General features: G+C 73.5%; 5 protein-coding genes and 1 pseudogene. All 6 read left to right on the top strand.

The genetic code is table 11. The features are described 5' to 3' along the window. Positions 1 to 181: pseudogene (locus WMI84_RS16160) on the top strand (sulfate adenylyltransferase small subunit); the annotation flags it as partial. Continuing rightward, positions 181 to 1,497: a GTP-binding protein gene (locus WMI84_RS16155; protein WP_347354803.1), complete on the top strand. Its 1,317-nt coding sequence runs from the start codon at positions 181 to 183 to the stop codon at positions 1,495 to 1,497. The pseudogene WMI84_RS16160 and the gene WMI84_RS16155, both read left to right, overlap by 1 nt. A 242-nt stretch (positions 1,498 to 1,739) precedes the next feature. Further along, positions 1,740 to 2,888 (top strand): uroporphyrinogen-III C-methyltransferase, encoded by a 1,149-nt coding sequence (gene cobA / locus WMI84_RS16150; protein ID WP_347354802.1) that lies wholly within the window; start codon positions 1,740 to 1,742, stop codon positions 2,886 to 2,888. Continuing rightward, on the top strand, positions 2,885 to 3,814 hold the full coding sequence (locus WMI84_RS16145; RefSeq protein ID WP_347354801.1) for a sulfite exporter TauE/SafE family protein: 930 nt from the start codon (positions 2,885 to 2,887) through the stop codon (positions 3,812 to 3,814). Before cobA ends, WMI84_RS16145 begins: the two co-directional genes overlap by 4 nt. A 112-nt stretch (positions 3,815 to 3,926) precedes the next feature. Then, on the top strand, positions 3,927 to 4,181 hold the full coding sequence (locus WMI84_RS16140; protein ID WP_347354800.1) for an Ldh family oxidoreductase: 255 nt from the start codon (positions 3,927 to 3,929) through the stop codon (positions 4,179 to 4,181). Beyond that, on the top strand, positions 4,163 to 6,271 hold the full coding sequence (locus tag WMI84_RS16135; RefSeq protein WP_347354799.1) for a chloride channel protein: 2,109 nt from the start codon (positions 4,163 to 4,165) through the stop codon (positions 6,269 to 6,271). Before WMI84_RS16140 ends, WMI84_RS16135 begins: the two co-directional genes overlap by 19 nt. The last annotated feature ends 112 nt before the right edge of the window (positions 6,272 to 6,383 follow it).

The following is a 6,383-nucleotide window of genomic DNA, read 5'->3' as shown; positions in this document are numbered from 1 at the left end:
GCGGTACCGGACCGTCGGGGACATGTCCTGCACCGGGGCGGTCGAGTCCGCCGCCGCGACGAACGCCGAGATCGTCCGTGAGGTGGCCGCCTCGACGCTGACCGAGCGCGGGGCGACCCGGGCCGACGACCGGATCTCCGAGGCCGCGATGGAGGACCGCAAGAAGGAGGGGTACTTCTGATGGGCACGACGACACTGGAGCACGGTACGACGACAATGCTGCACGGCACGACGACACTGCTGCGCCTCGCGACGGCAGGCTCGGTCGACGACGGCAAGTCCACTCTCGTCGGACGCCTGCTGCACGACACCAAGTCCGTCCTCACCGACCAGCTCGCCGCCGTCGAGCAGGTGTCACGGGACCGAGGGCTCACTGCGGCCGACCTTGCCCTGCTCACCGACGGGCTGCGGGCCGAGCGCGAGCAGGGCATCACGATCGATGTCGCCTACCGCTACTTCGCCACGGCCACGCGCTCCTTCGTCCTGGCCGACTGCCCCGGGCACGTGCAGTACACGCGGAACACGGTGACCGGGTCCTCGACCGCCGACGTCGTCGTCCTGCTCGTCGACGCGCGCAAGGGCGTCCTCGAGCAGACGCGTCGTCACCTGGCCGTGGCAGCCCTGCTGCGGGTGCCGCACGTCGTCATCGCGGTGAACAAGATCGACCTGGTCGGGTTCTCCGCGGACGCCTTCCGGGCCGTCGAGGCCGGCGTGCAGCAGGTGGCCCGCAACCTCGGCGTCACGGGCGCGCGGGCGATCCCGGTCTGCGCCCTCGACGGCGACAACGTCGCCGAGCGGTCGTCGCGGACGCGGTGGTATGACGGCCCGTCGCTGCTCGAGCTGCTCGAGACCCTGCCGCCCTCCGACGACGGATCGGTCGGGTCCTTCCGGCTGCCGGTCCAGCTCGTCATCCGGCCGCAGGGCGCTGCCCTCGACGCGGCCCACCGTGACTACCGCGGCTACGCGGGACAGGTCGCCTCCGGCGTCGTGCGGGTCGGCGACGAGGTCGTCGTCCTGCCGTCGGGGCAGCGCAGCCGCGTGACTGGGATCGACCTCGGGGCGCGCTCGCTGCAGGTGGCCCGCGCCCCGCAGTCGGTGACGCTCCGGCTGGACAGGGACATCGACGTCTCGCGCGGCGACATCGTCGCCTCGGCGACCGACGCGCCGGAACCGACCCGGGACGTCGAGGCCGTCGTGTGCTGGCTCGGTGACACCGCGTTGCGACCCGGCGACCGGCTCCTCGTCAAGCACGGGTCGCGGTCGGTACTGGCGATCGTGCGCACGCTCGACGGGCGACTCGACCTCGACGACCTGCACACCGTCGCGGCGGACTCCCTGTCGCTCAACGACATCGGGCGCGTCACGCTGCGCCTCGCCCAGCCGCTGCCGGTCGAGGACTATGCGCGGTCCCGTCGAGGCGGTGCGTTCCTGCTCGTCGACGCGCACGACGGCCGCACACTCGCAGCCGGGATGGCGAGGCAGGGGCAGGCCTCGTGACCCCTCCCCCCGATCGAGAGCGCACGATCCCCCCCGATCGACAGTGCACCAATCCCGATCGACAGTGCACCAATCCCGATCGACAGTGCACCAATCCCGATCGAGAGTGCACGACCCCCGATCGAGAGTGCACGACCAGCGAGCGTCGCCCGGCAGCCACGGCCGCAGCGACTGCCCGGTCCGGGCTCCCCGTCGTCCTCGACCTGACCGACCGCCTCGTCGTCGCGGTCGGCGGTGGCCCGGTGTCGGCCCGGCGGGTCGCGGCGTTCGTCGAGGACGGGGCCCGGGTGCGGGTGATCGCGCCATACCTCTGCGAGGACCTCCTCGACCTTGTCCACGCCGGCGACGTCGCGTGGCACGTGCGGGACTACGCCGGGCCCTCCGACCTGCACGGCGCCTGGCTCGTCCACACCGCGACCGGCGACCGCGCGGTCGACCGGGTCGTCGCGGCCGACGCCGACGCGGCACACGTCTGGTGCGTCAACGCAACATCGGCCGCGACGACGCGGGCCGGTGTCCCGGCACGCGCTCGGGTCACCACACCCGACGGCACGGTCACCGTCGCGGCGCACGCCGACGGCGACCCCGGGCTGGCTCGCACCGTTCGCGACGGTGTCGAACAGCTCCTCGCCACAGGCAGACTCGACCTGCGCCGGCACCGCGCCCGGCGCGGCACCGGCTGGGTCGCTCTCGTCGGCGGCGGGCCGGGCGCCGACGGGCTGCTGACCGCGCGAGGGCACGAGCTGCTCCGCAGTGCCGATGTCGTCGTGCTCGACCGGCTCGCTCCCAGAGGGCTCGTGGCCCGGCTCCCGGAGTCGGTCGAGGTGATCGACGTCGGCAAGACGCCCGGCCACCATCCGATCCCGCAGGATCGCATCAACGAGCTGCTGGTCGAGCAGGCCCGCCTCGGCCGCGCCGTGGTCCGCCTCAAGGGCGGCGACCCCTACGTCCTGGGCCGTGGCGGCGAGGAGCGCCTCGCCTGCGAGGCGGCCGGCATTCCGGTCGAGGTCGTGCCCGGGGTGACGAGCGCGGTCTCGGTCCCCGCGGCGGCCGGCATCCCGGTGACCCATCGCGGTATCGCGAGGGGATTCACCGTCGTGACGAGCCACGACGAGATCCTCGCGCTCCCCTCGGGCACCGACCACACCCTCGTCCTGCTCATGGGTGTCTCCCGACTCCGCGACACCGTCGCCCTGCTCGTCGAGCACGGCCGCGACCCCGCCACCCCGGTGGCGATCGTCGAGCGTGGGTGGACACCCACCCAGCGCACGACGACCGGCACGCTCGCCACCATCGCCGACCTGGCCAACGAGCGCGAGGTCGCATCGCCCGCGGTCATCGTCGTAGGTGACGTCGTCCGGCTCGCCCACGCCGCGGTGGACGCCCGGTGAGAACGCTGCTCGTGCTCGGCGTCGTCGGGTTCCTCGCCCAGCTGCTCGACGGCGCCCTCGGGATGGGGTATGGCGCCACCTCCGCGTCGCTGCTGCTCACCGTCGGGCTCACCCCGGCGATGGCGAGCGCCTCGGTCCACCTTGCCGAGCTCGGGACGAACCTCGCCTCCGGCGTCGCACACTGGCGGCTCGGCAACGTCGACCGCCGGCTCGTGCTGCGCCTCGGCGTTCCCGGGGCGGCCGGCGCCTTCCTCGGCGCCACACTGCTCTCACACCTCACGACGGAGGCGGCGGCACCGGTCATGGGAGCGGTCCTGCTCCTACTCGGCGCCTACATCCTGGTGCGCTTCGCCCTGCGCCCGCCCCGGCTCGTCGACCGGAGCACGCCGCACCGCCGCCGCTTCCTCGTCCCGCTCGGGCTGCTCGGCGGGTTCGTCGATGCCACGGGTGGCGGCGGTTGGGGGCCGGTGTCGACGACGACGCTGCTGTCCGCCGGCCACACCGCACCGCGCACCGTCGTCGGCTCGGTCGACACCTCCGAGTTCCTGGTCACCGCGGCTGCGAGCGTGGCCTTCCTCGTCGGGCTCGGTACGTCCGGGATCCATCTCGGCTACGTGCTGGTCCTGTTGGCCGGCGGGCTCGTCGCCGCCCCGGCGGCGGCCTGGCTCGTGAGCCGCCTGCCCGCGCCCGTGCTCGGCACCGCGGTCGGCGGTCTGATCGTGCTGACCAACCTGCGGGTCCTCCTCGCCGCGACCGGCGCCTCTCGCGTTGCCGGTCAGGTCGCCTACCTGGTCGCCATGGCTGCCTGGGCATCCCTGGTCACCGCCGCCGTCCTGCGGAGCCGGGCCGACCGGACGGCGCAGCCGTCGGAACGGCCACGACGAGCCGGAGCCGTGAGCTCTCGACCGGCCGGTTGCCCCGACTGACCGACTGCTACGGGAACCCGGTCCCCAGCACCGGACCCTCCGGCGCGCGGCCGCGCCCCGGACAGGTCGGTGGGTCGCACGAACCGGGGCCGCGCTGTAGCATCGGCAGCCATTGGCGGGGGACCGCTTCCGCCACACACCGGAGGGAGACGACGCCGTGCGGGTCAGCGAGTCCGAGTTGCGCAGCCTGATCGGGAACAAGCTCCAGCGAGCGGGGCTGAGTCAGGAGCAGGCGGAGGGGGTGGCCGACGTGCTGGTCTTCGCGGACCTGCGTGGCATCCACTCCCACGGAGCGATGCGGACCGAGTACTACGCGGAGCGGATCGTGAAGGGCGGCATGAACACCGCGTGGACCCCGACGCCCTGACCGCCTCGACGCGGTGGCGGACCCGTGGTCGGGCGTGGAGCTCCCGGCTCGGACGGCAGGTTCGGGACGCACCGTACCTGCGCAAGTGGCTCGTGCTCGGCGTCCTGCTGGGCGTGATCGCCGGGCTGGGTGCCGTCGTGTTCTACGAGAGCCTGCGGCTGGCGACCCACCTGTTCCTCGGGCTGCTCGGCGGCTACCAGATCCCGACGGTGGTCAGCGAGGGCGGTCTCGTGGCCTCCGCAGGCTTCGTCCGCCCGTGGGCGATCCCGCTCATCGTCGCGTTCGGTGGTCTGCTGTCGGGCGTCGTCGTCATCCGCTTCGCCCCGGAGGCCGAGGGACACGGTACCGATGCCGCGATCGACGCCGTGCACCGCAACCCCCGTGGCGTGCGACTGCGCGCCGTGGTCGTCAAGATCGTCGCTTCCGCGATCACCCTGGGCTCCGGCGGTTCCGGCGGGCGCGAGGGCCCGACGGCCCAGATCAGCTCGGGCTTCGGGTCCTTCCTGGCCCGGTCGCTCGACCTCTCGCCCGGCGACGGACGGATCGCGGTCGCAGCCGGCATCGGCTCCGGCATCGGCTCGATCTTCGGCGCGCCGTTGGGTGGCGCGCTGCTCTCCGCTGAGATCGTCTACCGGGACGACATCGAGGTCGAGGCCATCATTCCGGCGATGATCTCCTCGATCATCGGCTATGCCGTCTCGTCGGCCTTCCTCGGCTTCCAGCCGATGTTCGGCTTCGCCACCGCGGGCCAACGCTTCTTCGACCCGGCCCAGCTCGGCTGGTTCGCCCTCATCGGGGTCGTGAGCGGCCTGGTCGGGCTGGCCTACGCGAAGGGCTTCTACACGGCGGCCGGAGCCTTCCAACGGATGGCGGTCCCACGCTGGCTGCGCCCCGCGATCGGTGGCCTGCTGACCGGCCTGATCGCGCTGGCCCTCCCGCAGGTGCTCGGCACCGGCTACGGCTGGGTGCAGACCGCGCTCGGCGAGCAGTTGCTCGGGCTGCCGCTGTGGGTCGTGCTGGCCCTGCCGTTCGCCAAGATCCTCGCCACCGCCCTGTCGATCGGCTCGGGCGGGTCGGGTGGCATCTTCGGCCCCGGCATGGTGATCGGCGGCTTCACGGGTGCCGCGATGTGGCGGCTGCTCGAGCCCGTCGCCCCGGCCATCCCCCACAGCCCGGCGCCGTTCGTCATCGTCGCGATGATGGCCACCTTCGGCAGCATCTGCCGGGCCCCGCTGGCGGTGATGATCATGGTGGCCGAGATGACCGGGTCGCTGTCGGCCCTGGCGCCGGCGATGATCGCGGTCGGCCTGGCCACGCTCATCGTCCGGGTGCCGGATGCCACGATCTATCGCAGCCAGCTGAGGAACCGGGCGGACTCCCCCGCCCACCGGCTGCAGCGCGGGATGCCCCTGCTCGGCTCGCTGCCGGCCGTCGGGTCGATGACCGTGCCGCGCGTGGTGCTCGCGGCCGGCACGCCGGTCGCGCAGGCCTGGGACCGGGTGCGCCGGGCCCGGGTGCCGGGTGCCCCGGTCGTCGACGGGCGCGGGGTCTTCGTCGGGTCGGTCCCCGCGGAACGGCTGCGCGACGAAGCCTCCGCTGGGCGGACCGGCCCGGTGGCGCGGCTGGCCGACCCGACCGCCCAGAGCATCGTCGTCACCGACCACCTGGATGCCGCGCTCGAGGCGCTGCTGCTGGGCCGGGCGAGCTGGGTCCCGGTCCTGGACCGCGACCGGCGGGTGAGCGGGATCATCACCACCGCCGACATCGTCCGGGGCTACCGGAACGGCCTGCGCACCCACCTGCGCCAGGTGACCCTGGTGTCCCCCGACACCGAGGTCGTCGACAGCGAGCTGCAGGCCGGCTCCCGTGCGGACGGTGCGACGGTCGAGGGCCTGCACCTGCCCGCCGGGACGATCGTGATGACCCTGCAACGCGACGGCGTCCTCGTGCCGTGCCACGGTGGCACGATCCTGCGAGCCGGCGACCGGCTCGGCATCCTGACGCACGTCGACGACGCCGAACGGGTGGGCACGCTGCTGGTGTCGCCCGCAGGACGACCCGGAGGGCCCGGCTCGTCGAAGGCCACGTGACGCGGTGCTCCCTCGACGGTCCGGGCCCTCCTGGCGGTCAGACCCCCTGGGGTGCGGCCGCCGGCACCTGCACCAGCATGTGCTGCGCGAAGAACGCGGCGAGCTCGGCGGT

It is taken from the genome of Intrasporangium sp., from assembly GCF_039812505.1.
Lineage (GTDB): Bacteria > Actinomycetota > Actinomycetes > Actinomycetales > Dermatophilaceae > Intrasporangium_A.
This window is presented reverse-complemented; position numbering and strand designations above follow the sequence as displayed.